The following is a 26,412-nucleotide window of genomic DNA, read 5'->3' on the forward strand; positions in this document are numbered from 1 at the left end:
ACTGCGGATTTATTAATTGATAGATTATGCTTTTGACGACCAAACAACTTTTTGATAAATGCTACGGCCGCTACGCAATTCCTGCGGTCAACGTATTTTTCATGGAAGAAATACATGGATTATTTGCCGCAGCACAGGAGGCGGATGCTCCATTTATCGTACAAACCACGCCTTTTGCAAGGGATTACGCCAAGGCTGATATGCTGCTTTCCATGATCCAGTCGGCAGCCAGATTGTATCCGCAAACAGTTTTTGCCGTTCATGTTGATCATGGGGTTGAAGAACATATCTGGGATGCAATCGGAAGTGGTGGATACAGTTCAGTAATGATTGACGCATCTCATGATGATTATGAAAAAAATGTCACCAGAACAAAGGAAGTTGTTGAAAGAGCACATGCCCATGGAATTAGTGTCGAAGCTGAACTGGGCGTTTTGGCTGGTGTTGAAGATGATTTGACGGTTGATGCTGAACATTCGTCTTATACCAATCCTCAGCAAGTTGTCGATTTTGTTAATGCCACCGGCTGCGATAGTTTGGCGATCGCCGTTGGAACCAGTCACGGCGCTTACAAATTTTCCGGAGGACAAGGTTTACAGTTTCACATTCTGGAAGAAATTCAGAAACGTTTGCCTGGATTTCCGCTGGTTTTACACGGTGGTTCCAATGTGAGTTCAGAAGTTGTGACGCGGATCAATGCGGCAGGAGGAAATCTTAAAACCGATGCAAAAGGTGTGCAGGAAGATGAGATTTTGAAGGCAATCCCATTGGGGATTTGTAAAATCAACATCGCGACCGATATCCGTTTATTATGGACGATGGTAAACCGTGAGTTTTTCCGAGATCATCCCGATGAGTTTGCACCAACAACACCCGGGAAGATTTTTATGGAAGAGTATAAGCGTTTTATGTTACAGAAATTTGAATTGTTCGGGTGTGTTGGGAAGTCGGATGAGTTTTTGTATTAGATTGATTTAAAGATTAACATCGAAGATTAACGGAGGAATTATTACGGTGCGCTGCACCTTGGACAATAATCAAATTGGTGCCATGCTCTTCAAATATTTAGGTGCTCTGCACCTGTCAATGAATGGTGCAGAGCACCCAAATATTTGTAGAATTCCGTAATGTTTGTCCATTTGACAAGGTGCAGCGCACCGTAATCCTCACCGATTTTAACAACAAAAAATCCAATATTATTCCACCCAACACTTCATTAAAATCATCAAAAATATTCCCTTAAACCATGACCAGAAGATTAACCGTAGCCCAGGCTACCATAACATTTCTAAAAAATCAATACATCGAACGCGATGGTATTGAAGAACCTTATTTCGGTGGGTGTTTCGGCATATTCGGTCATGGAAATGTGGCTGGATTAGGTCAGGCGCTTCAACAAAATCCGGATTTCCGCTATTATCAATGCCGTAATGAACAATCCATGGTGCATACCGCCGTGGCTTATGCCAAGATCAAAAACCGTCTAGGAGCTTTTGTATGTACAACTTCCATTGGGCCCGGAGCTACAAACATGATCACGGGCGCAGCTTTGGCGACAATTAATCGTTTGCCTGTTTTGTTATTACCGGGTGATATTTTTTCAACCCGTGAGCCAAATCCGGTTTTGCAGCAATTGGAAAGTGCGTCCACTCAGGATATATCTGTGAATGATTGTTTCAAACCTGTATCCAAATATTGGGACAGGATAAACCGCCCGGAACAGCTGATTTATTCCTTGCCGGAAGTTATGCGCGTTCTTACTTCACAGGCAGAAATGGGCGCCGTGACCCTTTCTATGCCTCAGGATGTGCAGACACACGCGTACGATTTCCCGGAAGATTTATTTAAGAAAAGAGTCTGGCACGTAGGTCGACCACGCCCCGATCTTCCAACTTTGCAAAAAGCGGCTGAATGGATTCGTGCTTCTAAAAAACCGGTAATCGTTGCCGGAGGTGGAGCAATTTACAGTGGTGCAGATGGAGTTCTGCATGACTTTGCAACCAAAACCGGTATTCCGGTTGGAGAAACATTTGCCGGAAAAGGCGCAGTTAAATTTGATGAGCCTTACAGCATTGGCGGACTTGGTGCAACGGGTACAAAATATGCGATTGAGATTTCCAATGAAGCTGATGTGGTCATTGGTATCGGAACACGATATAGTGATTTCACAACGGCCTCAAAATCAATATTTAAGAACCCGGACGTTAAATTCATCAATGTTAATATCAGCGAATTTGATGCGTTCAAACACGCTGCGTTACCGGTTATCGGTGATGCAAAAGTGATTTTGGAGGAACTTTCCGATTTACTAGGTGACTTTGAAGTTGCCGCTGAATACCGCAAAAAAATCGCTGATTATAACCACGCGTGGGACGAAGAAGTTACGCAGATTTATATGGAAGGAAACAGCACCGTTCCTCCTATCGATCAGGCGATTGTCATCGGTACGTTAAATAATTTCATGGGCCGCCGCGATGTGATGATTAACGCCTCCGGAAGTGCGCCGGGAGATTTGCATAAGCTTTGGCGTGCAACAGATCCTAAAAACTTCCACCTGGAATATGGCTTCTCCTGCATGGGTTATGAAATCGCCGCTGGATTAGGCGCGAAAATGGCTGATCCGACACGTGAGGTTTATGTAATTTGTGGCGATGGAGGTTATCTGATGAACAATCATGAGATCGTTACTTCCATTCAGGAAGGTTTAAAATTCACGATTTTGCTATTGAATAATAATGGTTACGCGAGCATCGGCGGCCTTTCTGAAAGTATCGGAAGTGAGCGTTTTGGAACGATGTATAATTATCGTGACGAAGATTCAGGGCAATTGTCTGGTGATTTCTTACCTGTTGATTTAGCGAAAAATGCGGAAAGCCTGGGTGCTATTGTTATAAAAGCCACGGACAGAACTTCACTTGAAGCAGCTTTGGAACAGTCTAAAATCAATACCAGAACGACTGTGATTTATATTGAAACTTCGTTGTATCGTACGGTCAAAGGTTATAACGCATGGTGGGAAGTTCCGATTGCGGAAGTTTCTGAATCTGCATCTGTTCAGAAAGCCTACAATACATATGTCGAGAACAAAAAATCGCAGCGAATTTTTCTATAATGGCTAGATAATCGGGCCTAATATCTGATTTTTCCAGCCACGAATACACGAATTTTCACTAATCAGCTTGAATGAACTAATTTCCATAATCTGACTAAAATGAATTTTGAAAATATAAAATTAGGCGTCGCTCCTATCAACTGGACAAACGACGATATGCCGGAACTTGGCGGTGAAAATACATTTGAGCAGTGTATCAGCGAGATGGCTTTGGCAGGATTTACAGGCTGCGAGGTTGGAAATAAATTTCCGCGTGATACAGACGTTCTGAAAAAAGCCCTGGGACTTCGCGGTTTGCAAATCTGCAACCAGTGGAATAGCTACGAATTGACCACAAAATCTTTGGAGGAAAATATTAATAACTTCACAGCGTTACTGGATTTTCTGGAAACCATGGGGGCGAAAGTCATTGGTGGCGGAGAAGTTGGAAATAGTTGCCAGGGACAAATGACGGTACCCGTTTTTGAGGGGAAAGGAATGCTGAATAGCGATGAAGAATGGAAATCGTTCACTGACGGTTTAAACGAATTAGGCAAGATTGCACGAGGACGTGGAATGAAACTCGCTTTCCATCATCATATGGGAACCTGTATTCAAAGCATCGCTGAAACGGACCGCCTGCTGGCTGAAACAGATCCGGAAAATGTTTATTTAAACTATGACTGCGGCCACTTTTATTTTGCAGGCGAAGATCCGGTGGCAGCATTGAAAAAATACATTGGAAGAACCGCTCATATCCATTTAAAAGATGTCCGGCCAAATGTATTGCAGCGCGTACATGATGAGAAACTCAGCTTTTTGACGGCAGTGAAACAGGGTGTTTTTACTGTGCCGGGTGATTCGGAAGGCTGTATTGATTTTCCTTCGCTTTTCGAGGTAATCAAGGAAAGCGATTATCAGGGCTGGATTGTTCTGGAAGCTGAACAGGATCCTGCGGTTGCAAATCCTTTGGAATATGCGATGATTGCCCGTAAGTTTTTTAAAAATCTAACCGGTATATAATCTTCAGAAACAAAAAGGCTGCCTTCCGACAGCCTTTTTGTTATATAAAATCCTAAGCGATTATTTTTCAGAAGCTTCAATCCATTTTCTGGCATTGACGAAAGCTTCGATCCATGGCGAAACTTCGTCGTTTCTTCCGGCAGGATAATTTGCCCAGTGCCACTGGAACAAAGAACGCTCAATATGCGGCATCATCACCAAGTGTCTGCCCGAGTTATCACACATCATCGCTGTGTTATATTCCGAACCATTTGGATTGGCCGGATAGGTCTCGTAAGCATATTTCGCAACGATCTCATATCGATCTTCGGCATACGGAAGTTTGAATTTCCCTTCTCCATGTGAGATCCAGACACCCAGCGTACTTCCTGCCAACGTAGAAAGCATCACCGATTTATTTTCCTGAATGGTCAGCGAAGTAAATCCACTTTCGTGCTTTTTACTTTCGTTATGAAGCATTTTCGGTTTTTCCTCATGATCTGGATTGATCAGGCCAAGTTCAACAAACAACTGACAACCGTTACAGATCCCAACGGATAAAGTATCCTCTCTCTTGAAAAAGTTTTCCAACGAAAGTTTTGCTCTTTCGTTATACAAAAATGCACCCGCCCAGCCTTTGGCAGAACCCAAAACATCAGAATTTGAAAATCCTCCAACGGCTCCGATGAACTGAATATCTTCAAGCGTCTCACGTCCCGAAATCAAATCTGTCATGTGAACATCTTTGACATCAAAACCAGCGAGATACATCGCATTGGCAAGCTCTCTTTCCGAGTTACTTCCTTTTTCACGAAGAACTGCTGCCTTCGGTCTTGGTTTTGACTCATCAAAAGCTGGTTTTTTTCCATCGAATTGCGCTGGGAAATTATATCGTAGAACGTGGTTTTTGTAATTATCAAAACGCTCAGTCGCTTTAACGTCACCACTTTGCTTTTTGTCCAGAAGGTAGGAAGTTTTAAACCATACATCACGAAGATGATCGATATCAAAATTCCAGCTACCTGACGTATCCTTAACAGAAACATTTGAAGATGAACTTACCGTACCGATTTTATGGAAAATAACGTTATTCGCTTCCAAAATCGCTTCGACAGATTCATCGGCCTGGAAGACAACACTTATGTTTTCTGCGAAAAGTTTTTCAATAATATCCTGTTCGCCAAGAGAAGAAAGATCAATATCAGCTCCAAGATCACGATCCGCGAAACAAAGTTCCAGGAGCGTTGTGATCAGGCCACCACTTCCTACATCATGACCAGCCTGGATTTTGTCCTCCTTAATCAGCTTTTGAAGCGTATCAAATGTATTTTTAAATCCATCAGCATCAAGTACATCCGGTGTTTCAGTTCCGATCTTTCCCAGAATCTGGGCAAAAGAAGAACCGCCCAGTTTATACGTATCCGCCGACAGGTTGATATAATAAATTGCGCCGCCATCTTTTTGAAGAACAGGTTCGACAACCTTTTTGATGTCGTCACAATGTCCGGCTGCCGAAATGATCACAGTACCCGGTGCGATAACTTCCGCATCTTTATACTTTTGTTTCATCGAAAGCGAATCCTTACCCGTTGGGATATTTATCCCCAGGCTGATCGCAAATGCTGAACAAGCTTCCACTGCACGATAAAGACGAGCATCTTCTCCCTCATTTTTACAAGCCCACATCCAGTTTGCAGAAAGCGAAACGCTCGCAAGACCGTCTTGCAGCGGTGCCCAAACAATATTTGAAAGTGACTCAGCGATCGCATTTCTGCTTCCTGCTGCCGGATCAATAAGCGCTGAAAGTGGCGCATGGCCAATTGAAGTTGCGATCCCCTCTTTTCCCTGGAAGTCAAGTGCCATCACACCGCAGTTGTTCAATGGCAATTGCAGCGGACCCGCACATTGCTGCTTCGCGACGCGGCCGCCAACACAACGGTCAACTTTATTAGTAAGCCAGTCCTTACTTGCAACAGCTTCCAGTTGAAGTACCTGCTCAAGATATTCAGCTAGTTTGGCTTTGTCGTAGGCAACAGCCGCATAGGTTCTTTTAACGGTCTTATCGTGCATGACCACTTTTGGAGAACTTCCAAACATATCATCCATTTCAAGATCCATTGGTTTTGCTCCCGTTGTGGCTGATTCAAATGTAAACCGGTGGTCAGAAGTTACCTCTCCTACCGTATACATCGGTGCCCTTTCGCGGTCTGCGATTCTTTGCAGCGTGTCAATATTTTCTTTGCTGATCACAAGACCCATACGTTCCTGCGACTCATTTCCGATAATTTCTTTTGCTGAAAGTGTAGGATCTCCTACCGGCAATTTATCAAGATCGATCTTCCCGCCCGTTTCCTCGACAAGTTCAGAGAGACAGTTTAAATGCCCCCCTGCGCCGTGATCATGGATTGAAACAATCGTGTTGTTATCACTTTCTACCATACCGCGAACGGCATTGGCAACTCTTTTCTGCATTTCCGGGTTTGAACGCTGGATTGCATTCAACGTTATTCCCGAACCGAAAGCACCGGTATCCGCAGATGAAACAGCAGCACCACCCATTCCGATTCTATAATTCTCGCCTCCTAAAACGACAATTTTATCTTCTGCTTCCGGTTTTTCTTTTTTGGCCTGATCTGATTTTCCATAACCAATACCACCCGCTTGCATAATTACTTTATCGAAACCAAGAAGCCTTGCATCTTCCTCGTGCTCAAATGTAAGCAGTGATCCACTTATCAATGGCTGACCGAATTTATTTCCAAAATCAGAAGCTCCGTTGGAAGCTTTTATAAGGATATCCATCGGCGTCTGATACAACCAATTTCTCTCCTGTACGCCTTTTTCCCATGGGCGATTTTCTTCGAGCCGCGAAAAAGAAGTCATGTAAACGGCAGTTCCAGCCAAAGGAAGAGATCCTTGTCCACCGGCAAGTCTGTCCCTGATTTCTCCTCCCGAACCCGTTGCTGCGCCGTTGAAAGGCTCAACCGTTGTCGGGAAATTATGTGTTTCGGCTTTCAGAGAAATAACCGAATCAAAGTCTTTGATTTCATAATAATCAGGAACATCCGGGCGTTTTGGAGCAAACTGCTGTACGCGGGGCCCTTTCACAAACGCAACGTTATCCTTATATGCAGAAACGATTCCGTTAGGATTTGTTTCGGACGTTTTGCGGATCAGCTTAAACAAAGAAGTTGGCTGCTCCTCTCCGTCAATGACAAACGTACCATTGAAAATTTTGTGACGGCAGTGTTCCGAATTCACCTGAGAAAAACCGAACACTTCGGAATCAGTCAGTTTCCGGCCTAATTTGTCTGATAACTTATTAAGATAATCAACTTCCTCTTCGCTCAGCGAAAGACCCTCCTGCTGATTATACTCAGCAACATCGCTAATTTCGATGATCGGTTCCGGCTGAAGACTGATCAGATAAATATTCTGATTTAGCTCAGAATATTTTTGAGATAACATCGGGTCAAAGCCGTTAAACTCAGCTTCCACCGGCGTGAATTCTTCAATCCTTACAATACCTTGAATATCCATATTCTGGGTAATTTCTACGGCGTTGGTACTCCACGGCGTGATCATCGCAGCACGAGGGCCAACATAGAAATCAGTCAGGACAGTTTCAGGCAGAAGTTTTGCACCGCCAAATAGCCAGCTCAATTTAGAAATATCCGGCTCGGTGAGAGTTCGCTCTATCTGTAAAGCAAAAACGGTATTGTGGTCGTTGGAAAAGAAATAAATCATGGTATGTTATTATGGCGCAAAGTTACTTTGAAATTTTCGCGATGTCCATACGTAGCGTAAAATAGTTCTGATAAAAATAAAAACCTGAAAGCAACCGATTGGTTCCCCCTTCTGCATTTTGTTCCCTGAAATTACTTAAAATGGCATGCACTTTGTACTTTTTGACATACAGACCGAACTTTCGCCGGATGTTTCAAAAATTAACTGGCAGATTAAGAGCGTGTTTAGGTAATAACTGGATGATCATACATTACCAAAGAAAATTTGGGCAATAATTTTTGAACGATTATTCAACTATCCGTCAATTTTTGTTGTTTATATTAATTGTTACATGTATCGAATCACCAGTTATATCGATTTGATGTTTGTATTATTTCGAAATTTGGACGTCTAAGCAAGATGTTCATTGATAAATATCTGATACAATGAATACAAAAGAATTAAAACCTGTGGCCTATTCTGTGCTTGATCTCGCCACTGTGATTGAGGGGAAAACGCCTGCCGATACCTTTAAAACAAGTCTTGAACTGGCCCGGGAAGCTGAAAAACTTGGCTTTACACGCTATTGGCTTGCAGAACATCATAACATGATTAGCGTGGCAAGTTCGGCCACATCTGTCCTGATCGGTTACATCGCCGGCGGTACATCAACGATTCGTGTAGGTTCTGGCGGTATTATGCTGCCAAATCATGCCCCACTTGTGGTGGCTGAGCAGTTCGGAACGCTTGCTTCTTTATACCCGGATCGCATCGATCTTGGTTTGGGCCGGGCGCCGGGAACAGATCAGGTGACTGCAAGAGCGATCCGCGGGGAAAATTTCAACGCTGTTCACAATTTTCCAAGTGATATACAAGCACTTCAAAAATTCTTCTCTGCCGACAATTATAACAGCAAGATACGTGCAATTCCAGGTGAGGGACTTGATATCCCAATTTGGATTCTTGGTTCCAGCACTGACAGCGCACGCGTCGCCGCTGCGATGGGACTACCATATGCCTTTGCCAGCCATTTCGCGCCGGCTTACTTTTTGGAAGCCATTGAGCTTTACAGAAAAAACTTCCGCCCTTCGAAGTATCTGGATAAACCATACGTGATGGCCTGTGTAAATGTTGTCGCCGCTGACACAGACGCTGAAGCAGAATGGTTGTCCACTTCCATTTTACAATTTTTCCTTGGTGTGGTAAGTGGACAAAGGAAACTATTACAACCGCCCGTTGAAAATATGGATGAAATATGGGGGATTCAGGAAGAACATGCTGTCGGGCAAATGCTGGCTTATTCCTTCATTGGAGGTGCCCAGAAATTGAAACAAAGAATCAAGGTTTTCCTTCAACAAACGCAAGTGGATGAGATCATGGCCACTTCGCATATTTTCGATCATAATGCACGCATTAAATCGTACCAGCTATTCTCTCAGGTTGTACAGGAAATAAGTTCGGTCGAAGTTTAGAAAATCAATATCATAATCAGGAAGGGCGAGATATTCTCGCCTTTTTTGTGAATTTCTCTCACAGATCTGCTACCAGAACTGAGGCATTGACGGTGCTGCTTCTCCAAATTACAGGTATCGCATCTTAGCCGACAGCCCAACTGAAAAGCTAAAAAAAAGTCTGAGATTCAGATATCAAGACCAAATGCGATGCTAAAATCAGGGAGAGTTATTAGGTGCATTTTCGGGAATACTTTATTACGTCACCTGTATTTTCACCACAATTGTTCCGATTACAAGATTCCGGATTTGGCGGAAAATGATAAAGCTAAAAAAGCGGTAAGTCAAGAAAAAAAATATAGCTCAGCTGTACGGGTTACAGCCTAAAAATTGAATATGTTAAATACTATAACTAAATAAACCATCCCACCGCAATGCAGTAGGACGGTTCGTTGTAATGCCCCGCCGCAACACAGCGCACGCCGCGTAATGTGTTGCCGGACTTTTTTCAGGTGTGAGGAAGGTATATTTTTTGACGTTGACTTTGCAAATTTGGTTGGGTAAATACAAATCAATACCAGTAATGCACTTGATTTTCAGAAAAGGAATTGAACAAATCAGCTTCTAGTTGAAGTTTTCGCCAGCAGTTTATTGCCGCGTTAATCTCTAAGTTCAATAATAAAGGCATTGTGATTTCAGGCCTGCTATCTAAAATTCTTTGCATGGTATGTGTGAGAGCAAACCAATCCCCCGTGGATTGTTCAACTGCCGAATTAACATTAATGATCGTTTGCCCCAGAGGCTCCCAGTAAATCCCCAACTTATTTGTGTAGCGTGCAATCCGCATATCAACTTCCTGATTCACATAAAGAAAATCTGAAATACTCACACCTACGGACGCCACAATTTTACTTAATGCCAGGGTAGATTGATTGAGATTGTCGAACTGTAAATATGTTAATTGGATGATCCGGTCAGGGATTTTCCCCGAAGATCTGTCCATCACACTTATTTCTTTTAATAACTCCTGAAATCCATAAATAGCATTTCCAGCATATAAACTAACCGCAGCCGACTGTTCGATCAAGCTTTCGAACGTCTGATCCTGCCATAATTTACAAACCGTGACCAGCACAGGAAATTCCGGGATATATTCAGAGATATACTGGGCGACATCTGCCCCGGCAGCAGCTTCCCCCACCCGCTTGTTAATCGCTGTCCAATCATTCTCCGGTACAGTAAACAATCTGCCAAGTGATTTGCTGGTTAACGCTGTCATAAGCTGGCTCGTGGTTCGCCTTCCGGGAAAGACTGCCGAGACCGGCATCCCATCGAAAGACCTTTCAAATACATGCAATTTTGACATCTGAATTTTTGAGGCTAGGTCGAGTTTGAGCTTATTTCATTGAATAGGACTTCCATAACTTAAAGAGAGTAAAATTTGATAAAAACGTTGAGCTTTTCCTTTTTTGCATTACAAAGTTCAGACAATAAAAACCCAGCTGAAAGCCGTAAAACACGTGTTTTGTAAAACCAAGTGTTTTACGGGGGTATGTAACCGAAAACTAAAAACAATTATACTTTTTTTGCGATTTTATAGAATTTGCTCTACATTAGCCCGCGAATTCTACCGACTGAAACCCGTCTGCGGAGTTCTCCAGCTTCTCGCCTTTTTTGCAAAAATTGTATTAATCTTTTCTTGTTTAACCATTCACTTTTTAGCAGTAGAAATACTGTCAACCCATTACGATTATGAGCGATAAACCATCAACGGCCCCCCTTATTTCCCAACAAACATTTGAAAACTGGTCTTATGCATGGCAACAGCTGGAATTCAATTCAGCCCCTTTCGATTTTTTCAAGGAAGGTGATGAATTAATTGTCAGCGTCGTGTTTGACAGCAAAAGCATGAGTTCATTATTATCAACAACGGGCGTCAGTACAATCAAGATAAGATTTGGGTATAATGCTGAGAACAGCAATTTTGAAATTATTCTTTTTGGCACCGATACTACCGGGCAAACACTGACACCTTACTATATACCATTTAAGAAAAACTATCAACAAATATCGCCGGAGCTGGGACAGGGAGAAGGAAAAGTTCCTACCGAACTGATCAGACAATGGAAAAACAACTGGCTAGTTACAGCAGGAAAGGGCGCTGTCACCAAAAATAATTTTATTACGCCTTATGGATTTACAAGAGGATACAATTACGCCCTGAAAGAATTTATCGAAACACTTTTCACGTTTGACAAGGCTCCAAACATCAACGTCGTTTTTGTGCTTCATGAATATTACGGAGTAGATTATATCGCTACACAACAGATTACGTCAACGTTTGGTGTAGTTTTACAAGGTCAAAAATCAGAAAAGGATATTGGTCTTACCGCTGACGACGAATCATACTACGATTTAACAGCTCCCTGCCCTAGAACCTGCTAGGGTATGCAGTAAAGAGAATTGTTTTTGCTGTGAGTCAGTAAGAGTTTAGATTATCTGTCTTATGTTTTTCAGCAAAAACAATTCAACTTTGCGACGTATTTTTTCTATAACCCGATCATGCCTTATTCGAGTGAGCAGCTTATCATTTTCTTCGCGTTTTTACCGGTATTATTGGCCTCTGTTATAGGCGCCATCCGATTAAAAAAACTTTCAGAAACACTGAAAATCCTGACCTATCTTATTTTTTTCGCGCTTATCGTCGAATCAGTTTCACGAATTTTATGGCTCTATAAAATCTCAAATTTGTTTCTCTGGCCGGTTTATGTCACCGTAGAATTTGGTTTTTTAATCTGGATATACAGCATCGAACTGAAAAGTAATTTATTGATAAAAGCCAGGGTCTGGCTGATCGCCGTTTTTGGCGTATATCTTACCTACAAGACTTTACAGATTTCAAGCAGAATAAATTTGATAGACAACAGTGGCAGACTCGTTGAAAGTATTTGCCTGATCGTGATCATTTTATTTCATTATTACAAAATATATAAGGAGCAGCCGATGGCAAACTTATGGTCGATTCCAATGTTTTGTGTGTCTACCGGATTGCTAATATTTTTTTCAGGCAACTTTTTTATATTCCTTTTTATAAACTTCATTTTACAATATTCCCAAAAGCTCAATTATCAGATATGGCTGATTCACGCCTTTCTTAATTGTATTCTTTATTTAATTTATTCATTTGTTTTATGGAGACGCCAGGAGAACTAGAATTTACCCAGCTGCTTTACGGCGGACTCGCCTTTGTTCTATTCCTTTCGCTGGCGATTGTTCTTTTTATACTGCTGTATCAGCGCAAATTGCATAGTCAGCTTCAAAAAATGCATGATCAGGAAATCGCGTATCAAAAAGAGCTGACCAGCCTTGTTGTAAGATCACAGGAAAGTGAGCGTGATCGGATTTCACGTGATCTGCACGATGAAATCGGTGTATCGTTATCCGCTGCAAAACTGTATATCAATCAGATACAGTATGAGACCTCGGCGAATGAAATGGTTCAGCTAGCAACTGATGCCAGTGACATCATTGGAAATATTGTTCAGGATATCCGGCAGATTGCGCAAAATCTTTCGCCATTGATTTTGGAAAATTTTGGATTTTCACAAGCCATTCAGATGCTGCTTACACGTATTCAATCCGGAGGTATCCGTACGCAATGTCACATAGATTTCAGTACACAACTTGACAAAGAAACAGAACTAGGTCTGTACCGCATCGTTCAGGAGGCCACCGGAAACGCGTTAAAACATGCAAACCCCAGTCTCATTGAAGTCAGTATTACCCAAGAAAACCGCATAATGAAATTATCGGTTTCTGACAACGGAACCGGTTTCGATTATCAAAAAACTGCTTCCGGAAAATCTCAGTCGATGGGGCTTAGCGGTATAAAAGCAAGAGCCGGGCTGGTCAACGGACATCTCGAAATCACTTCCTCTGCCCAAACCGGAACAAAACTCGAACTTACAATACCTGTGCAATCCTAAACAAAAAAACAAACGTTATCATGACTACTTTGAAATTAGCCGTTGTAGACGACCATAAATTATTTCGTCAGGGCCTTATTCAGATCCTAAAAAAATTCGATAATTATGAAGTCATTTTTGAGGCCGCGTCAGGTGAGGAGTTGTTGGAAAAAGTTGGCTTTACCCCGCCCGACATAGTGCTGCTGGACCTGAATATGAAAGGTATGAGCGGACAGGAAGCCAGCGTGATTTTACGGACAGAACATCCGGCCATGAAAATTATTATTCTCTCAATGAATTATTCGCATGACTATATCAGGCAAATGATGAAGATCGGAGTGCATGGCTACTTACCAAAAGATATTGATCAGAAAAAACTTGTTGAAGCAATCGATCAGGTTTATTCCAAAGGACATTATATGGACGATGAGATCGCCGCTGTCCTTCGCGAAGCACTCCAAATTACTGAAAGACGAAATGCTAAAAAAAGCACAGTTATCGAATCAGAAAATATTGTGCTGACCGAACGGGAGATGGAAGTCCTAAAACTTATTTGCAAGGGCTATAATACCGGGCAAATCGCAGAAGAACTTTTTATAAGTTACCGGACTGTTGAAGGTCACAGAAAAAATCTGCTGCTTAAAACTGGTGTTGCCAATTCAGTAAGCCTGGTTGTCTTTGCCGTAAAACACAGTTTAATTGATATGTGAACCATATTATTTATATAAAATCTGCTGGTCCGTATAATAGGTAACCCTTCCTGCTATCTTCGTATTATGAATCTTGTCTCCGGCAGGCGTTTGTTTCTTTTTACTGTTGTGCACAACCATAAAGTCTCTGATTTCTCCACTGATAATGTCAGGGCTTGACTTCAATATTTCCTTGATTGCATGCTCGAAAACGCTTTTTATTGCTCTAACAAGTATATCGACTTCTTTCTCCGGAATTTTATTTGTAATTGATTCCGGGTGAATTTTCGCTTCCCATAAAATTTCATCAGCGTAGGCATTACCTATTCCTCCGATAATTTTTTGGTCCATTAGTACAGCTTTGATTGAAGCCTTGCTTTTCCGTATCCGATCAAAAATCCACTTTCCTGTTAATTCATCCGACAACGCATCCACACCTTCCATTGGTTTTGGATTCAGCGTAATATTGGCAATTTTCTGAAAATCACTTAGAACAAGCACATTCTCATTTTCAAATTCGAAAGAAGCGACCGGATATTTTGGCGGTTCTGATTCATTAAGTTGCAGTTTTCCGTTTAACATTAGATGCATTGAGAAAACAGCGTCTTTTCCGAAATCAAAAAATAATTGCTTTCCCTCTCTATAAACAACCTTCAATGCCTTCCCGGAAAGAGTAGCGTTTAACTCCTTTTCAGACGCGTGAATTTTCTCTTTTTGAAAGACACGCACTTCATGAAGTTTTGCCTCTTTCAATTTTCTGTTCAGCGTCTTACTGAAAGCTTCCAAATCTGCTAATTCCGGCATAAGGAAAAGGTTTAAATTCTAGCTAACGATAATTTTAAAATTAAAAAAATCTTGGTAACATTTTGACTGGACGCCTTATGATTAAGCACGTGCCGATCAAGTAGCAAAATTTCATTACCGTAAATATGATTTTTATTAATTATCAAAATAACAAAATTTAATGAAAGACAACTTGTGTCTCAAAATCAAGTCAGAGCAATACTCTGGAAGGAGGCGGAAGAAATATTAAAAATGAGTTTACCAATGTCTTTTCTCCCTTAGTCCGAAATAGTTTCGGTGCCTTAAAAACAGGCCTAGGCAAGGACATGATAAATGCCATGAGCCCTGTGTTATGTTTTCAGAAATTGATATTGATACCTCTAACAAGATCGTATTTATGCACTAAGCTAACGTCCTGCTCATGCTCGCAGAAGCAGAAAATAATGATGTTTATTTCATTGATCAATTAAACGAATTAAGAGCAAAGTTGCCATCTATGGGGGTAACCTCTATTGGTGCAATTGTCCAGAAACTTTTCCAGGAAAGAATCCCGGAAGTTGCATCCAATACCAACGGTGTGCAGATTTATTTAACGTTGGGGAAGGAACAAACTTTGAGTTTAAAGTAAAAAATAACCGTTCGCACATGATTCAGAAATCCTCGGCGTGAGCTTGATATTAACGCCGCATTCAGCCAAAACCCTTCGTTGATCGCCCAAAAACACCTTTTTTGAATAGAATTTTTGGAGAATGGCTGATGAGGGACAAATTTAACAGCCATTCTTTTAACTTGCCGATGTTAACCAACTGAATTTTTAATCATCAGTATATCAAATGAACGCTTATCGACTCTATAATACCAGCGAGGGCAACTCTGCCTTTCAAAAAGGTACCGTTAAAGATTTACTCCAACTGGAGGCCGCATATTTTTTCTTTCAGGAAGATTCTCCTGAGCGAAGAGAATTCGACTGGCATCCGGCTCCACGTGCTCAGTATGTAATTACATTACGCGGAACACTTGAATTTACTGTTACAGATGGAAGCAGTTTTGTAATTGCGCCAGGTGATGTCCTGATTGCAAAAGATGTAACCGGAACTGGTCATAAATGGAAAGTACTTGGTGAAGAAAGCTGGTCAAGGATTTATATTGTTCTTAAAGAAGACCAGGATGATGGGTTTTTAATCTGACCGCATTGTAATAATTAAGATCCGATCATAAACCGGGAGTCTTATACGTATATAATTTGACGAACTACATTCCCCATTTGTAGGAAAAGTCACCATTTAATAAAAATTAGTATAATTATATTTGAATTTAAGCACAAACTAAGCAATTCCCTTACTAACAATATGTTAATCGTTGAACGCCAATAATAAATAAACTAATTATAAAAATAATTATATTAATTTTATTTACCTTCACTCCTTTTGGCTCTACACTACCTCTTTTAGTTGTTGGCATAGAATTCGCAAAGGTCTGGCATACAGTTAACTATAACTGCAGACAAAATATTAAAAATCCATTACACTGTATTCGGGAGGCGTACCTGCCAAGAGAAATCGTTTTGGACATAATCTATCTAACCAGCACTAATAAGACATTTAACAACTTAACCCAGCAATGAACACTGATTCTTCCAAATCTGAATTTAACCTCGATTATGAATTAAGCGACCATCCAGACAATTTCCATCACTTTCTGAACGGCATTCAAAATGCGTACTGGGCTGAAAATATTCAGCTGAAAACTTTTCCCAGATGGGCATTACTGGCACATTCTCAGGAACTAAGAAAGTCGGTTTTAGACTATATTCTTATGACAGCCGGACATGTTCAGCATATTGAGAATATTTTTGAAATACTTGCTCAGAAAACGCGAGGGAAAATTGATACAGTCCTGAAAGATGTAATGCAAAAAAGTGAGCAGAATGCAGAGAATCGCGTAATAATGTCGACAACTGCGGATTCTGTAATCATAAAAGGCTTATGCGAAATTGCCCTGTATCAGATCGAAATATATGAGAAGCTTAATGCGATGGCGAAAGCGTTCAACCACCAGAAAATTTCAGAACTGATTGAAAAAACATTAAAAGAAGAGCACGAATTTTTTCGATACTTCCAGAAGCTCAGAGAACGTATCACGAAGTAGTGCGCTAAAAACAGTTTTCACCCAAAACATCACTACCCACACAAAAAGGCCCCTTGTTGAAGTAAACAAGGGGCTATGATTTTTCAATCAATCAAGCAATTTTTTCCGTTTTGTAAATGGATATACTACCCTCAATCAATTCAGGGGCCAGCGCTACAAAAGCGATAATATAAGGACTTGCGTTATGTATGTCAAGGCCTGCCTGGCTTTCCCATTCCTCATGAAAAATGAAGACGTTAGGATCTTCCTGGGATTGGTGCAGATCATATTGCAGACAAGCTTCTTCTTTTGTAGAGTGAGCAACCAAATTTAAAAGCTGTTTTTTCAAAGCTTCCGAATTGCCCGGTTTACTCTTAACGAATGCTGTTAGAAAAATACTCATTTTGTAAGGATTTATTGTTAAAAACTTCATTCAGATGATACTGGTAACGTTTTATGTCGGCGACAATATCCGCATTCTTTTCCACATCATGAAAATGAATTCCTTCCAATGGCTTCATTCCTGCAAAAGCATTCATGCGGTGAAATCCGAAAAGCGGGCCTTCATCCACGCTTTTTTCGTTGAAAAACTCACCTGGTAATGTGAAAGCAGCCGCAGGAGCATTCCAAGAAGTCGTTACCATGTACCGCCTTCCATGTAATGTTCCACCGGTACCGTAATTGATGTCAGGATTGGCTGATGAACGCCCATCACTATTATAGATTCCTGTTTGATGTCCCTCAGTAAATACCACGTCAATGTACTTTTTCAATCCATTAGGAACCTGAAACCACCAGATCGGTGTATGATAAATAATGACATCTGCCCAAACGAAATTTTCAACTTCCCGCTTTGGATCATAGGCATGATTAATATCGGTTGATCTTACTTCAAAGCCTGGTTGTGCATTAAAAAATTTAATCGTTTCGTCGAATATTGTTTTATTAAACCGTCCGCCGGAATGTCCAAAGACCTGGCCACCGTTAATGACAAATATTTTTTGCGTTTCCATTTATATAACTCTTTTAATTTTCCTTAATACAAAGGTAAACGGCAGCCGACTATCATTAAAATAAGATGAATCATAGCATACTATAATTATTATGATAGATAAGGGATGTATTTGATGTCTTTCTAGTAACATCTGTCAAATTGGATTACTTTTGCAGCCGGGTAATAAAATAGCATTTTGTTGGCCTGTATTGTTTAAAGATGTTTTGTACTGAATATGGCCGAAGTGACAAATGAACAAAAGGCTATCAAAGCGACGTATTTCAGTATCATCGGAAATACTAGTTTAGCTATAATTAAAGGACTTGCGGGCTATTTTGGTAATTCTTATGCCCTCATTGCGGATGCGATCGAATCAACTTCCGATATATTTTCATCTTTTTTGGTGCTGTTTGGAATTAAATATTCAAACAGACCTGCTGATGCAAATCATCCCTACGGACACGGGCGTGCAGAGCCTCTGATAACATTTTTGGTGGTGGGTTTTCTGATTACTTCTGCGACAGTAATTGCCTATGAAAGTGTCGAAAATATCCGGACTCCTCATGGTTTGCCAAAACCTTACACGCTGATTATTCTGGCCGGTATTATCATATGGAAGGAAATATCCTACCGTCTTGTAATTCAGAGGAGTAAGGAAACGAATAGCTCTTCCTTGAAAGCGGATGCGTGGCATCACCGCAGTGACGCAATTACTTCTGTGGCCGCTTTCATTGGAATCACAATCGCTTTGGTTATGGGCGACGGTTACGAATCTGCTGATGACTGGGCAGCTCTTTTCGCTTCCGGATTTATTCTTTATAATAGTTACCTGATTTTCAGGCCGGCTTTAAGCGAAATTATGGATGAAAATTTGTACGATGACATGATCGAACAAATTCGGAAGGTTTCGGCCACTGTGGACGGAATTTTAGGTACAGAAAAATGCTTCATTCGAAAATCCGGCATGCGCTACCATGTTGACCTCCACGCGCTGGTAAGCGCCAGTATCTCGGTAAAAGAAGGGCATTATTTATCTCACAAATTACAGGATACACTAAGGGAGAAAATCCCGGAACTGGGAAACGTCTTGATTCATATAGAACCGGTTGAATAGATTAATTTCCTTCACAAGGGCATAAAAAAGTCCGATCGCCAAAATCAGCGATTGGACTTTTTTATGTAACGCAACTGTTGAGATCTGCTCAGAAAATTCCCGTTCATAGGTTAGTCTCCATTCTAAGGCACAGTTATTGTATTCGAATGTTACAATCAGAAACTATCTGAGACATCAACAATCATTTTAACTACAACCTGGACTAAAATCTATAATGGAAAATTTTACAATGCTTCAGTTCTTCGAATGGTATTATCCGGCAGACGGGACGTTATGGGGACATTTTAGAAATGAAGCAAGCCGACTGAAATCAATTGGAATTGACTCTGTCTGGCTTCCTCCTGCACACAAGGGAATGGCCGGAGATCAGGCTTCGGGATATGATTCCTATGACCTTTATGACCTTGGAGAGTTTGACCAGAAAGGTTCTGTAAGAACGAAATATGGCACAAAGCAAGAACTTATAGACGCGATCAAATCGGGAAAAGAAGCCGGTCTACAAGTTTATACGGACATTGTTTTAAACCACATGGGCGGTGCCGATGAAAAAGAATTGGTGACCGTAAAGAAAGTTGAACCTGAAAATCGCAACGAGTTTATCAGTGAGCCCATTCAGATTGAAGCTTATACAAAGTTTACTTTTCCCGGACGGGCTGGAAAATATTCGGATTTCGTTTGGGACTATCAATGTTTTTCCGGCGTAGACTATAATGCCTCAACACAGGAAACTGCAATTTACAGTATTCAGAACCAGTACGGCGAAGGGTGGCAGGATGTGCTCGATTTAGAAAACGGAAATTATGATTATTTAATGTTATCTGACATTGAATTTAGAAATCCGCATGTGAGAGAAGAGCTTAAACGCTGGGGTGAATGGTTTTATGAAACGCTGGGCTTCGACGGATTTCGACTGGACGCAATCAAACATATGCCTGCTGATTTTTATAATGAATGGCTTGATCATCTTCGAGGCAAATATCAGAAAGAATTCTACACAGTAGGCGAATATTGGGCGCCCTATGATCTTCAATCAATGCTTGCATATATCGAAGCAACCGACAAAAGAGTATCGTTGTTCGACGCGCCGCTTCAAGCTAACTTCTTCAAAGCCTCAAAAGAACACAGTGACTTTAATCTCTGTACAATTTTTGATGAAACGCTCGTTCAGGTTAATCCTGAATTGGCTGTGACACTTGTGGAAAATCATGATACACAGCCACTTCAATCTTTGGAACAAACTGTGGATGAGTGGTTCAGGCCACTGGCATATGCTTTAATTCTTTTCCGTGAGGCGGGATATCCCTGTATTTTCTATACCGATTTGTACGGTTCCAAATATAAGGATACCGGAAATGATGGACAAGAACACGAAATTACACTGGCAAAAATGGAGGGCCTGGAAAACATGTTATACTGCAGAAAACATATTTCTTATGGCCTACAAACAGATTATTTCGATCATCCAAATTGCATCGGCTGGACAAGACAAGGCGACGATGAGCACGAAAATTCGGGTTGTGCCGTCATTATTTCCAATGGAGACGAAGGGTTAAAGCGTATGGAAATGGGCTTGCAGCACGCCGGTAAAGTTTTTGTTGACTTTTTAAATAACGTTCAGGAAGAGATTACAATCGGAGAAGATGGTTGGGCCGACTTTAAAGTAAACGGAGGGTCTGTTTCATTGTGGGCTGCCAAGACGTATTAATTACAAGACGTATCAATCAAAGGAGCTAATAGACTTCATAACCACTTATTTTTACAAAATCCCGGCGAGCTAATAATGAAGCTGCCGGGATTTTGCATATACTTACACTTGGTTTTTATAACTTGCTGCCGCCAGTATCTGTCTGGCGCACAGACTAAACCCGGTATATGAAAATAAGATTTACAGTCGCCGTAATTTTACTGCTCAGCGTTTTCCATACCTGCCAAAGCTTCGGGCAAAAATCGGGAAAGTCCAAAACCACAGACGCTAAAAACAAAACATTAATTGTATTTTTTGACGGACTTCGCCCAGATTATATCACCGATTCACTTATGCCGAATTTGTATCGGTTTAAAAAGACAGCATCTCAGGTAAAACATCATCACAGCGTTTTTCCAACAGTGACGCGGGTTAACGCTGCTTCGTACTCGACCGGTTCTTATCCGGCAAGGCACGGAATACTCGGCAATACGGTGTATCTCCCACAGGTTTATCCCGGCAAAACGATAGGAACGACTCACGCAGAACTCAACAAGATAGCTTCATCTATATCCGGTCCATTACTTACATCCATTTCACTGGGCGAGATCCTCCAACGGGCGGGAGAAAAAATGATGGTTTTTAGTTCAGGAACAACAGGGCAGGCATTTCTGCAAAATCCAAAAATAAGCGGCGGTGCAATCATTAATCCCGATCTTATACTTCCGGAAAGCTTTAAAAACCAGGTGATCGCTGAGCTTGGACCCGTTACAGAACAACCCTATGGAGATCAAAACCGTCATAAATGGATAACAGATGCGCTGCTTCGATATGGTCTGGTGCCGAAGGGACCTCTTGTTAGCACCGTTTGGTTTTCAGATCCTGACGGCGCCGCCCATAGTCACGGGATTGGCTCCAAAGAAGCGGTAGAGGCACTCAGGTTTGTCGATGCGCAGTTCGGCAGAATTTTGACACATCTGAAAACCAAAGGTTTATTATCGAAATACAACATCATTATTTCCACCGATCACGGTTTTGTCACTCATGCCGGGAAACTAAATCTTACTAACTTCCTGATAGATGAAGGTCTAAAAATCAGTAACGAATCTGATGATGTGGTTGTCGCCGAAGGCGCAGTATATGTGAAAGACCACAATGAGGAATCGATTAAAAAAATTGTGGCCGCACTTCATAAACAGGACTGGGTCGGAGCAGTTTTTACCCGGTCGAAAAATAAAAATGATCTGACCGGGGTAATCGACGGGACTTTGTCGTTCGAAACGATTCACTATGATCATCCACGGGCAGGCGACATTCTGGTGAGTGTTAACTGGAACAACGAAAAAAATGACAAGGGATATGCCGGAACTGACTATGCAACAGGTGTTGCAGGCCATGGCGGCTCTAGTCCTTATGAAATTAACATTGCCCTGATGGCCAGGGGGCCGGATTTTAAAGAAAATTACATCACTACCTCGCCTACTTCAAATGTGGATATCGCGCCGACTATCCTTTCCATTTACAACCTGCCCGTACCTCCGGAAATGGATGGAAGATCCGTTATTGAGCTATTGAAAAAAACAAAAAATTCCGGCCAACTTCAAAAGAAAGAGATTATTGAAACGGAGGTGAACTATGACTGGGGAACATACAAATTGTCAATAGAAAGATCGGTTTTGGGCAATCATCGGTATATCAATCACACCATAGTTGAGAGACGTAGAACAAACTAGATCGTGTCAGAGAGCAGCCAAATATAATTTTTTAAATGCAAAAAAAGATCCCTGACGGCCAAAGTCAAGGATCTTTTAAATGTAAAACGAATTGACAAAAATTATTCAGGGGTTAACAAGTTTTCCTTCGATCGAGTCGTCTAACGTTTTTCCAAGAATAGCTCCTACAACGGTTTTGGCCAGTGCGACCGCATTTCCATGTTTGTTGTCCCAATAATATCCTTCTTTTGCTTCAACCTTTATGACGGTAATCCTGGGATCGTCTTCGCCTTCTGTAAACCAGGCTTTCAAAATTGGCTCCCAAAGTTCCTTGATAACCGTTTTATCTTTTGATATGGATGCCGTTCCATAAATGCTCAAAAAGTCAGAATATTTTGAACCCTGGAATAGCAGCTGTACATTCGGATCTGCCTGGATATCTTCATTTTTGTGACTATCATCAGAGCTCAGAAACCAGAAATTTCCCTGATCATCCACCTTCTGGATTGACATGGGTCTGGTATGAAGAGCCTGTCCGGAGGTTATCTTTGAGCAGAAAAAGCATGTATTTGCAGCTTTTGCGAGCTCTCTGATTTTTTCACCTGCTTCATGACCAAAAAGATCTTCATGATTCTTTTCAGGTTGTTGCTGATTTATGCTGTCCATAAAATCTTGTTTAAGGTTTCTATTTTACAGCCTATCAACAAAGATCATTCCAGCGATAAGAAAGCGCGCAGCTTTCGGATTTCTATATTTAGTCTTCACTGAACAAATCAATAATCCAGGAAACAGCATCCGGAGCATGTAACGCATCTGTAGAATCAAGTGTTTGCTTTGCAACGAAAGATGCCCGATTAAGCATTTGTTTTTCATACATCGCAATAGCCGATTTAGTGTCAGGGAACATGTCGCTGAGCAGACAATTACTCAACTCGAGCGCGTCCAGCATCGCCATATTTACACCTTCACCGGCGTAAGGCGGCATTAGATGTGCGGCATCTCCAAGTATTGTCAGGTTTGGCAGCGCCTCCCAATTCTGATCCAATGGCATACAGTACTGCGGTCGTGGTACAAAGGGAGTACTGGTATTTTCAAACAGTTCAAGCCAGATTTCGCCCCAGTCTTTAAACGTATTTTTAAACCAGCTTATCACTTCTGATTTGTCTGAAAAATTTATCCCGCAATCATTTACCCAATTTTCTTCGGTCTTACAACCTGTATAAAAAACAAGGCTGCCATCTCCTTTTGAGCTGACAATCAATGACTTTTCACTTCCAAGGGCAAATATCTTTCCTCCATTCAAAAGTCTATGGACGGTTGGACTGCGTTTGGCAGAATCATTAACTGCTCCTTCTAAAATTGTTATGCCTGCATAGAAGGGTTTAATCGGGGTGATGTAAGATCGAATTTTCGAATTGGCCCCATCGGCAGCAATAACGATATCAGCCTCTACAGTCCTGCCGTTTTTAAATGCAATTTTTAAAGACTTTCCTTCCGGGTTAAGGGAAACGAATTGGCTATCCCAAACTACCGTTTCCGGCGTCAAAGAATCCAGTAAAATTTTTTGAAGCGGGCCACGGTCAATTTCAGGTCTGTAAGTATTTTCCATACTCTGCTCACTATCATCAAAATGGATAATCCCGTTTTGATCTACAACTCTTAACTTGTCAGCACCCGGGCGATAATTTGCTTTGAAAGCATCCATCAGACCGGCTTGGCCGAGCGCTTTCAATCCGGATTCTTCATGAAGATCCAACGTGGCGCCTTTTGACCTGGCATCTTTATGCTCATCCCTTTCATAAACTTTTACCTCCACCCCATTCATTTGCAGAAGACGTGCTAGCGTTAACCCTCCAGGCCCGCCTCCGACGATTGCTATATTTTTGTTTTTAAGTAATTTCATTTGACACTTTTTGTTTTTATTTATTCAAAATTCCTTTAATCACCACTGAACAGCAGTCGGTCAAAACAGCTTCGGTGATAATTTGATGTTCTCTTTCCTGATAATCGAAATATTCATTTACCAAATCAAAAACCGGGGAAAACAACAGCGCCCTGCTGACATCCAAGGGAAATTTTTTGATAATTCCCCGATCAATATTTTGCATTAAAAACCGGTGAACAGGCGAAAAGAATTGTCCCTGCTTGATATTCGCTTTCTGATATGCCTTATTAAGTAGCGGAGAAGTTTTTCCATGTTGCAGTAGCATGAAAGCGTGTCGGTTATTTTTCAGGTACTGAAATGTGTTTGTCCAAAGTTTTTGCATTCCTTCGGAAAAACTCATTTCTTCGTCAAATCCGGTCAGCACAGCCTTTTCGTACGCTCCCAAAACTTCGTCGATAAAAAGTTTAATGAGAAGATCTTCCTTGTTTTCATACTTTAAATAAATGGTTCTCGGCGAGATATTCACTTCTTTTGCCAGTTTTTGCATGGTCAGATTTTCCAGCCCCTCCTCTGCGATAATCCGAAGAGCAATAGACCGTATTGCTTTTTCTGCTTCAAGATTCTTTGGTCTCATACACTTTTACTCTTTGCTGTTTAGTCAGTTTATATTTCCACTTGAAATAAAGTTATAAGTAAATAAACATTTACTTATAAATAAAGTTCAGATCGTAAGTTATTTTATTTAAACTCCACTGCCGGTTTCGTTTCTGTCAAAACCCTATACCTATTTTTGAAATAACAAATGCTGGGAAATTGACAAATAAGAAGATTTTGATACTTGACGCTACGGGAAAAACGGGTAGCAGAATCATGCTCAGGCTCGATATTACCATACGACTGGGAATGTGAAGTGCAAGGGAAAATTATCCGTCTGAGAAAATATTTATTCACTCACAGTCTGAAATCAACTTGTCAATCTTATCCTGAATAATTTTCTTGTCGCTGACAGACTTTGCCAGGAACAGCGCCCGATCAAAATTCTCTTTGGCGCGATCTGTATCGACGCTCTGATAAAGCTCTCCAAGTAAAGTGAAATAGAAGTGATTTGTGGTAAGATTTAACTTTTCTGCCTCGGCAATCGCCGCTTGGTTTCCATAGATTTTCGAGAAGGCGTAAGTTCTGTTGAGGGCAGCAATTGGCGAATATTGAAGAACGAGCAACTGGTTAAACAGCTGCAAAATATGCTTCCACTTTTCGATCGAATCATTTTTTACTGTATGCCAATACGCGATTCCGGCTTCAATGTGGTATTTGGACAAAACTTTTCCGATCGCGGCTTTATTTAAAAAGAGAATTCCACGGTTGATCAATTCATGATTCCATAAATTTTCGTCCTGATCGTGATACAACACAAAATCATTATTCACATTCAATCTGGCGTCGAACCGAGAGGCTTGAAAACACATCAGTGCCAGCAACGCGTTTACAGCTGGCAAGTTGGTCTGCCGGTTTTCTAAGAGCAAATACGTGAGCCGCATGGCTTCCAGACAAAGACCTTTGCGTATCACCGAGTCTGTACTTTCAGAATAATATCCTTCGCTAAAAAGCAGATAAAGTGTCAGCAACACCGACTGAATGCGGCTTTCGATTTCTTTCCCATCCGGCAATTCGATTTTCACACGTTCCTGGCGAAGTTTTTCGCGTGCCCGGTAAAGCCGCTTATTGACCGTCTCTTTATTGGTTAAAAAAGCATCAGCAATTTCATCAATTCCAAATCCACATAGAATTCTTAGCGATAATCCTATCTGAGACTCAACGGGAATGATTGGATTACAAATTACAAAAAGCATTTGCAGCTGACTGTCCGTAATATTTTTCTCGGAAAGGTCTATTTCCATGTACTCTTCGGCAGTACCTACAACTTCTTTTGCTACATGCTCCTGAAAAATTGAATTCCTATTCACAAAAGTAGCTGCTTTATTTTTCGCGACAGTGTAAAGCCAGGCCACTGGGTTTTCAGGCAAACCTTTGTAAGCCCAGCTTTCCATGGCGGCAAGAAATGTTTCACTTGCAATATCTTCTGCTACTTCGATGTGCTCAAATCCAAAACGTCTGCAAAGCACCGCAGTGATCTTGCTATATTCCGTTCTGAATAAATGAGGTATCAACTCTTGCTGTTTCATAAAATA

The 26,412-nt window shown here is 41.2% G+C and carries 23 protein-coding genes; 14 read left to right on the plus strand and 9 right to left on the minus strand.

The window, feature by feature from the left end:
* The first annotated feature begins 26 nt into the window (after positions 1 to 26).
* The 3 genes from BMY70_RS00125 to iolE all read left to right on the plus strand — a co-directional run bounded on the left by BMY70_RS00125 (position 27) and on the right by iolE (position 4,114).
* Entirely contained in the window at positions 27 to 968 is a 942-nt protein-coding gene (locus BMY70_RS00125) for a class II fructose-bisphosphate aldolase (protein ID WP_090330476.1), read from the plus strand.
* Between the two features lie 278 nt (positions 969 to 1,246).
* Entirely contained in the window at positions 1,247 to 3,112 is a 1,866-nt protein-coding gene (gene iolD / locus BMY70_RS00130; RefSeq protein WP_090330479.1) for a 3D-(3,5/4)-trihydroxycyclohexane-1,2-dione acylhydrolase (decyclizing), read from the plus strand.
* Positions 3,113 to 3,211: 99 nt separating this feature from the next.
* Positions 3,212 to 4,114 (plus strand): myo-inosose-2 dehydratase, encoded by a 903-nt coding sequence (gene iolE / locus BMY70_RS00135; protein ID WP_090330482.1) that lies wholly within the window; start codon positions 3,212 to 3,214, stop codon positions 4,112 to 4,114.
* A 60-nt stretch (positions 4,115 to 4,174) separates the two neighbouring features.
* Here the strand turns inward: iolE and purL are convergent, their stop codons facing one another.
* Entirely contained in the window at positions 4,175 to 7,840 is a 3,666-nt protein-coding gene (gene purL, locus BMY70_RS00140) for a phosphoribosylformylglycinamidine synthase (RefSeq protein WP_090330485.1), read from the minus strand.
* A gap of 425 nt (positions 7,841 to 8,265) precedes the next feature.
* Between purL and BMY70_RS00145 the strand changes: the two genes are divergently transcribed.
* Positions 8,266 to 9,291: an LLM class flavin-dependent oxidoreductase gene (locus BMY70_RS00145; protein ID WP_090330488.1), complete on the plus strand. Its 1,026-nt coding sequence runs from the start codon at positions 8,266 to 8,268 to the stop codon at positions 9,289 to 9,291.
* A gap of 550 nt (positions 9,292 to 9,841) precedes the next feature.
* Here the strand turns inward: BMY70_RS00145 and BMY70_RS00150 are convergent.
* On the minus strand, positions 9,842 to 10,636 hold the full coding sequence (locus BMY70_RS00150) for a hypothetical protein (RefSeq protein WP_090330493.1): 795 nt from the start codon (positions 10,634 to 10,636) through the stop codon (positions 9,842 to 9,844).
* Positions 10,637 to 11,022: 386 nt separating this feature from the next.
* On the opposite strand from BMY70_RS00150, the gene BMY70_RS00155 reads away from it, so the two are divergent.
* The 4 genes from BMY70_RS00155 (at position 11,023) to BMY70_RS00170 (ending at position 13,945) form a co-directional block, all read left to right on the plus strand.
* Complete coding sequence (locus BMY70_RS00155; RefSeq protein ID WP_090330496.1) at positions 11,023 to 11,715, plus strand: hypothetical protein; 693 nt, start codon at positions 11,023 to 11,025, stop codon at positions 11,713 to 11,715.
* 117 nt (positions 11,716 to 11,832) lie between these two features.
* Positions 11,833 to 12,483: a hypothetical protein gene (locus BMY70_RS00160; protein WP_090330499.1), complete on the plus strand. Its 651-nt coding sequence runs from the start codon at positions 11,833 to 11,835 to the stop codon at positions 12,481 to 12,483.
* Complete coding sequence (locus BMY70_RS00165) at positions 12,462 to 13,256, plus strand: sensor histidine kinase (protein ID WP_090330501.1); 795 nt, start codon at positions 12,462 to 12,464, stop codon at positions 13,254 to 13,256. The genes BMY70_RS00160 and BMY70_RS00165 overlap by 22 nt, the downstream gene beginning before the upstream one ends.
* Positions 13,257 to 13,276: 20 nt before the next feature.
* On the plus strand, positions 13,277 to 13,945 hold the full coding sequence (locus BMY70_RS00170; RefSeq protein ID WP_090330504.1) for a response regulator transcription factor: 669 nt from the start codon (positions 13,277 to 13,279) through the stop codon (positions 13,943 to 13,945).
* A gap of 6 nt (positions 13,946 to 13,951) precedes the next feature.
* On the opposite strand, the gene BMY70_RS00175 is transcribed toward BMY70_RS00170, so the two are convergent.
* The gene (locus tag BMY70_RS00175; RefSeq protein WP_090330508.1) at positions 13,952 to 14,728 is read right to left on the minus strand and encodes a DNA-formamidopyrimidine glycosylase family protein; all 777 of its coding nucleotides are present in this window, start codon (positions 14,726 to 14,728) and stop codon (positions 13,952 to 13,954) included.
* A 400-nt stretch (positions 14,729 to 15,128) separates the two neighbouring features.
* Here BMY70_RS00175 and BMY70_RS00180 point away from each other — a divergent pair, with 400 nt between their 5' ends.
* The 3 genes from BMY70_RS00180 to BMY70_RS00190 all read left to right on the plus strand — a co-directional run bounded on the left by BMY70_RS00180 (position 15,129) and on the right by BMY70_RS00190 (position 16,855).
* A complete protein-coding gene (locus BMY70_RS00180) occupies positions 15,129 to 15,335 on the plus strand; it encodes a hypothetical protein (RefSeq protein WP_090330511.1) in 207 nt (68 codons plus the stop codon).
* 205 nt (positions 15,336 to 15,540) lie between these two features.
* Positions 15,541 to 15,894, plus strand: coding sequence for a cupin domain-containing protein (locus BMY70_RS00185; protein WP_090330514.1), 354 nt, complete (start codon positions 15,541 to 15,543; stop codon positions 15,892 to 15,894).
* Between the two features lie 433 nt (positions 15,895 to 16,327).
* Positions 16,328 to 16,855: a DUF892 family protein gene (locus tag BMY70_RS00190; protein WP_090330517.1), complete on the plus strand. Its 528-nt coding sequence runs from the start codon at positions 16,328 to 16,330 to the stop codon at positions 16,853 to 16,855.
* 91 nt (positions 16,856 to 16,946) lie between these two features.
* Here the strand turns inward: BMY70_RS00190 and BMY70_RS00195 are convergent, their stop codons facing one another.
* Both BMY70_RS00195 and BMY70_RS00200 read right to left on the minus strand, forming a co-directional pair.
* Complete coding sequence (locus BMY70_RS00195) at positions 16,947 to 17,237, minus strand: putative quinol monooxygenase (RefSeq protein ID WP_090330520.1); 291 nt, start codon at positions 17,235 to 17,237, stop codon at positions 16,947 to 16,949.
* Positions 17,209 to 17,847 (minus strand): NAD(P)H-dependent oxidoreductase, encoded by a 639-nt coding sequence (locus tag BMY70_RS00200; protein ID WP_090330523.1) that lies wholly within the window; start codon positions 17,845 to 17,847, stop codon positions 17,209 to 17,211. The genes BMY70_RS00195 and BMY70_RS00200 overlap by 29 nt, the downstream gene beginning before the upstream one ends.
* A gap of 216 nt (positions 17,848 to 18,063) precedes the next feature.
* On the opposite strand from BMY70_RS00200, the gene BMY70_RS00205 reads away from it, so the two are divergent.
* The 3 genes from BMY70_RS00205 (at position 18,064) to BMY70_RS00215 (ending at position 22,359) form a co-directional block, all read left to right on the plus strand.
* Entirely contained in the window at positions 18,064 to 18,942 is an 879-nt protein-coding gene (locus BMY70_RS00205) for a cation diffusion facilitator family transporter (RefSeq protein ID WP_218148538.1), read from the plus strand.
* Positions 18,943 to 19,156: 214 nt separating this feature from the next.
* A complete protein-coding gene (locus BMY70_RS00210) occupies positions 19,157 to 20,647 on the plus strand; it encodes an alpha-amylase (protein ID WP_090330526.1) in 1,491 nt (496 codons plus the stop codon).
* 167 nt (positions 20,648 to 20,814) lie between these two features.
* On the plus strand, positions 20,815 to 22,359 hold the full coding sequence (locus BMY70_RS00215; protein WP_090330528.1) for an alkaline phosphatase family protein: 1,545 nt from the start codon (positions 20,815 to 20,817) through the stop codon (positions 22,357 to 22,359).
* Between the two features lie 105 nt (positions 22,360 to 22,464).
* Here BMY70_RS00215 and BMY70_RS00220 read toward each other — a convergent pair whose 3' ends face one another.
* The 4 genes from BMY70_RS00220 to BMY70_RS00235 all read right to left on the minus strand — a co-directional run bounded on the left by BMY70_RS00220 (position 22,465) and on the right by BMY70_RS00235 (position 26,406).
* A complete protein-coding gene (locus BMY70_RS00220; protein ID WP_090330530.1) occupies positions 22,465 to 23,004 on the minus strand; it encodes a pyridoxamine 5'-phosphate oxidase family protein in 540 nt (179 codons plus the stop codon).
* A gap of 88 nt (positions 23,005 to 23,092) precedes the next feature.
* Positions 23,093 to 24,241, minus strand: a complete 1,149-nt coding sequence (locus BMY70_RS00225; RefSeq protein ID WP_090330533.1) for an FAD-dependent oxidoreductase — start codon at positions 24,239 to 24,241, stop codon at positions 23,093 to 23,095.
* Positions 24,242 to 24,257: 16 nt separating this feature from the next.
* Positions 24,258 to 24,857 (minus strand): TetR/AcrR family transcriptional regulator, encoded by a 600-nt coding sequence (locus BMY70_RS00230; protein ID WP_090330536.1) that lies wholly within the window; start codon positions 24,855 to 24,857, stop codon positions 24,258 to 24,260.
* Positions 24,858 to 25,170: 313 nt separating this feature from the next.
* On the minus strand, positions 25,171 to 26,406 hold the full coding sequence (locus BMY70_RS00235) for an RNA polymerase sigma factor (protein ID WP_090330543.1): 1,236 nt from the start codon (positions 26,404 to 26,406) through the stop codon (positions 25,171 to 25,173).
* Positions 26,407 to 26,412 lie beyond the last annotated feature (6 nt).

The organism is Dyadobacter koreensis (assembly GCF_900108855.1).
Taxonomy (GTDB): domain Bacteria; phylum Bacteroidota; class Bacteroidia; order Cytophagales; family Spirosomataceae; genus Dyadobacter; species Dyadobacter koreensis.

Coding starts and splice junctions, on each gene's coding strand:
- BMY70_RS00125 (WP_090330476.1), top strand. CDS start 27: ATGCTTTTGACGACCAAACAACTTTTTGATAAATGCTACGGCCGCTAC.
- iolD (WP_090330479.1), top strand. CDS start 1,247: ATGACCAGAAGATTAACCGTAGCCCAGGCTACCATAACATTTCTAAAA.
- iolE (WP_090330482.1), top strand. CDS start 3,212: ATGAATTTTGAAAATATAAAATTAGGCGTCGCTCCTATCAACTGGACA.
- purL (WP_090330485.1), bottom strand. CDS start 7,840: ATGATTTATTTCTTTTCCAACGACCACAATACCGTTTTTGCTTTACAG.
- BMY70_RS00145 (WP_090330488.1), top strand. CDS start 8,266: ATGAATACAAAAGAATTAAAACCTGTGGCCTATTCTGTGCTTGATCTC.
- BMY70_RS00150 (WP_090330493.1), bottom strand. CDS start 10,636: ATGTCAAAATTGCATGTATTTGAAAGGTCTTTCGATGGGATGCCGGTC.
- BMY70_RS00155 (WP_090330496.1), top strand. CDS start 11,023: ATGAGCGATAAACCATCAACGGCCCCCCTTATTTCCCAACAAACATTT.
- BMY70_RS00160 (WP_090330499.1), top strand. CDS start 11,833: ATGCCTTATTCGAGTGAGCAGCTTATCATTTTCTTCGCGTTTTTACCG.
- BMY70_RS00165 (WP_090330501.1), top strand. CDS start 12,462: ATGGAGACGCCAGGAGAACTAGAATTTACCCAGCTGCTTTACGGCGGA.
- BMY70_RS00170 (WP_090330504.1), top strand. CDS start 13,277: ATGACTACTTTGAAATTAGCCGTTGTAGACGACCATAAATTATTTCGT.
- BMY70_RS00175 (WP_090330508.1), bottom strand. CDS start 14,728: ATGCCGGAATTAGCAGATTTGGAAGCTTTCAGTAAGACGCTGAACAGA.
- BMY70_RS00180 (WP_090330511.1), top strand. CDS start 15,129: ATGCTCGCAGAAGCAGAAAATAATGATGTTTATTTCATTGATCAATTA.
- BMY70_RS00185 (WP_090330514.1), top strand. CDS start 15,541: ATGAACGCTTATCGACTCTATAATACCAGCGAGGGCAACTCTGCCTTT.
- BMY70_RS00190 (WP_090330517.1), top strand. CDS start 16,328: ATGAACACTGATTCTTCCAAATCTGAATTTAACCTCGATTATGAATTA.
- BMY70_RS00195 (WP_090330520.1), bottom strand. CDS start 17,237: ATGAGTATTTTTCTAACAGCATTCGTTAAGAGTAAACCGGGCAATTCG.
- BMY70_RS00200 (WP_090330523.1), bottom strand. CDS start 17,847: ATGGAAACGCAAAAAATATTTGTCATTAACGGTGGCCAGGTCTTTGGA.
- BMY70_RS00205 (WP_218148538.1), top strand. CDS start 18,064: ATGGCCGAAGTGACAAATGAACAAAAGGCTATCAAAGCGACGTATTTC.
- BMY70_RS00210 (WP_090330526.1), top strand. CDS start 19,157: ATGGAAAATTTTACAATGCTTCAGTTCTTCGAATGGTATTATCCGGCA.
- BMY70_RS00215 (WP_090330528.1), top strand. CDS start 20,815: ATGAAAATAAGATTTACAGTCGCCGTAATTTTACTGCTCAGCGTTTTC.
- BMY70_RS00220 (WP_090330530.1), bottom strand. CDS start 23,004: ATGGACAGCATAAATCAGCAACAACCTGAAAAGAATCATGAAGATCTT.
- BMY70_RS00225 (WP_090330533.1), bottom strand. CDS start 24,241: ATGAAATTACTTAAAAACAAAAATATAGCAATCGTCGGAGGCGGGCCT.
- BMY70_RS00230 (WP_090330536.1), bottom strand. CDS start 24,857: ATGAGACCAAAGAATCTTGAAGCAGAAAAAGCAATACGGTCTATTGCT.
- BMY70_RS00235 (WP_090330543.1), bottom strand. CDS start 26,406: ATGAAACAGCAAGAGTTGATACCTCATTTATTCAGAACGGAATATAGC.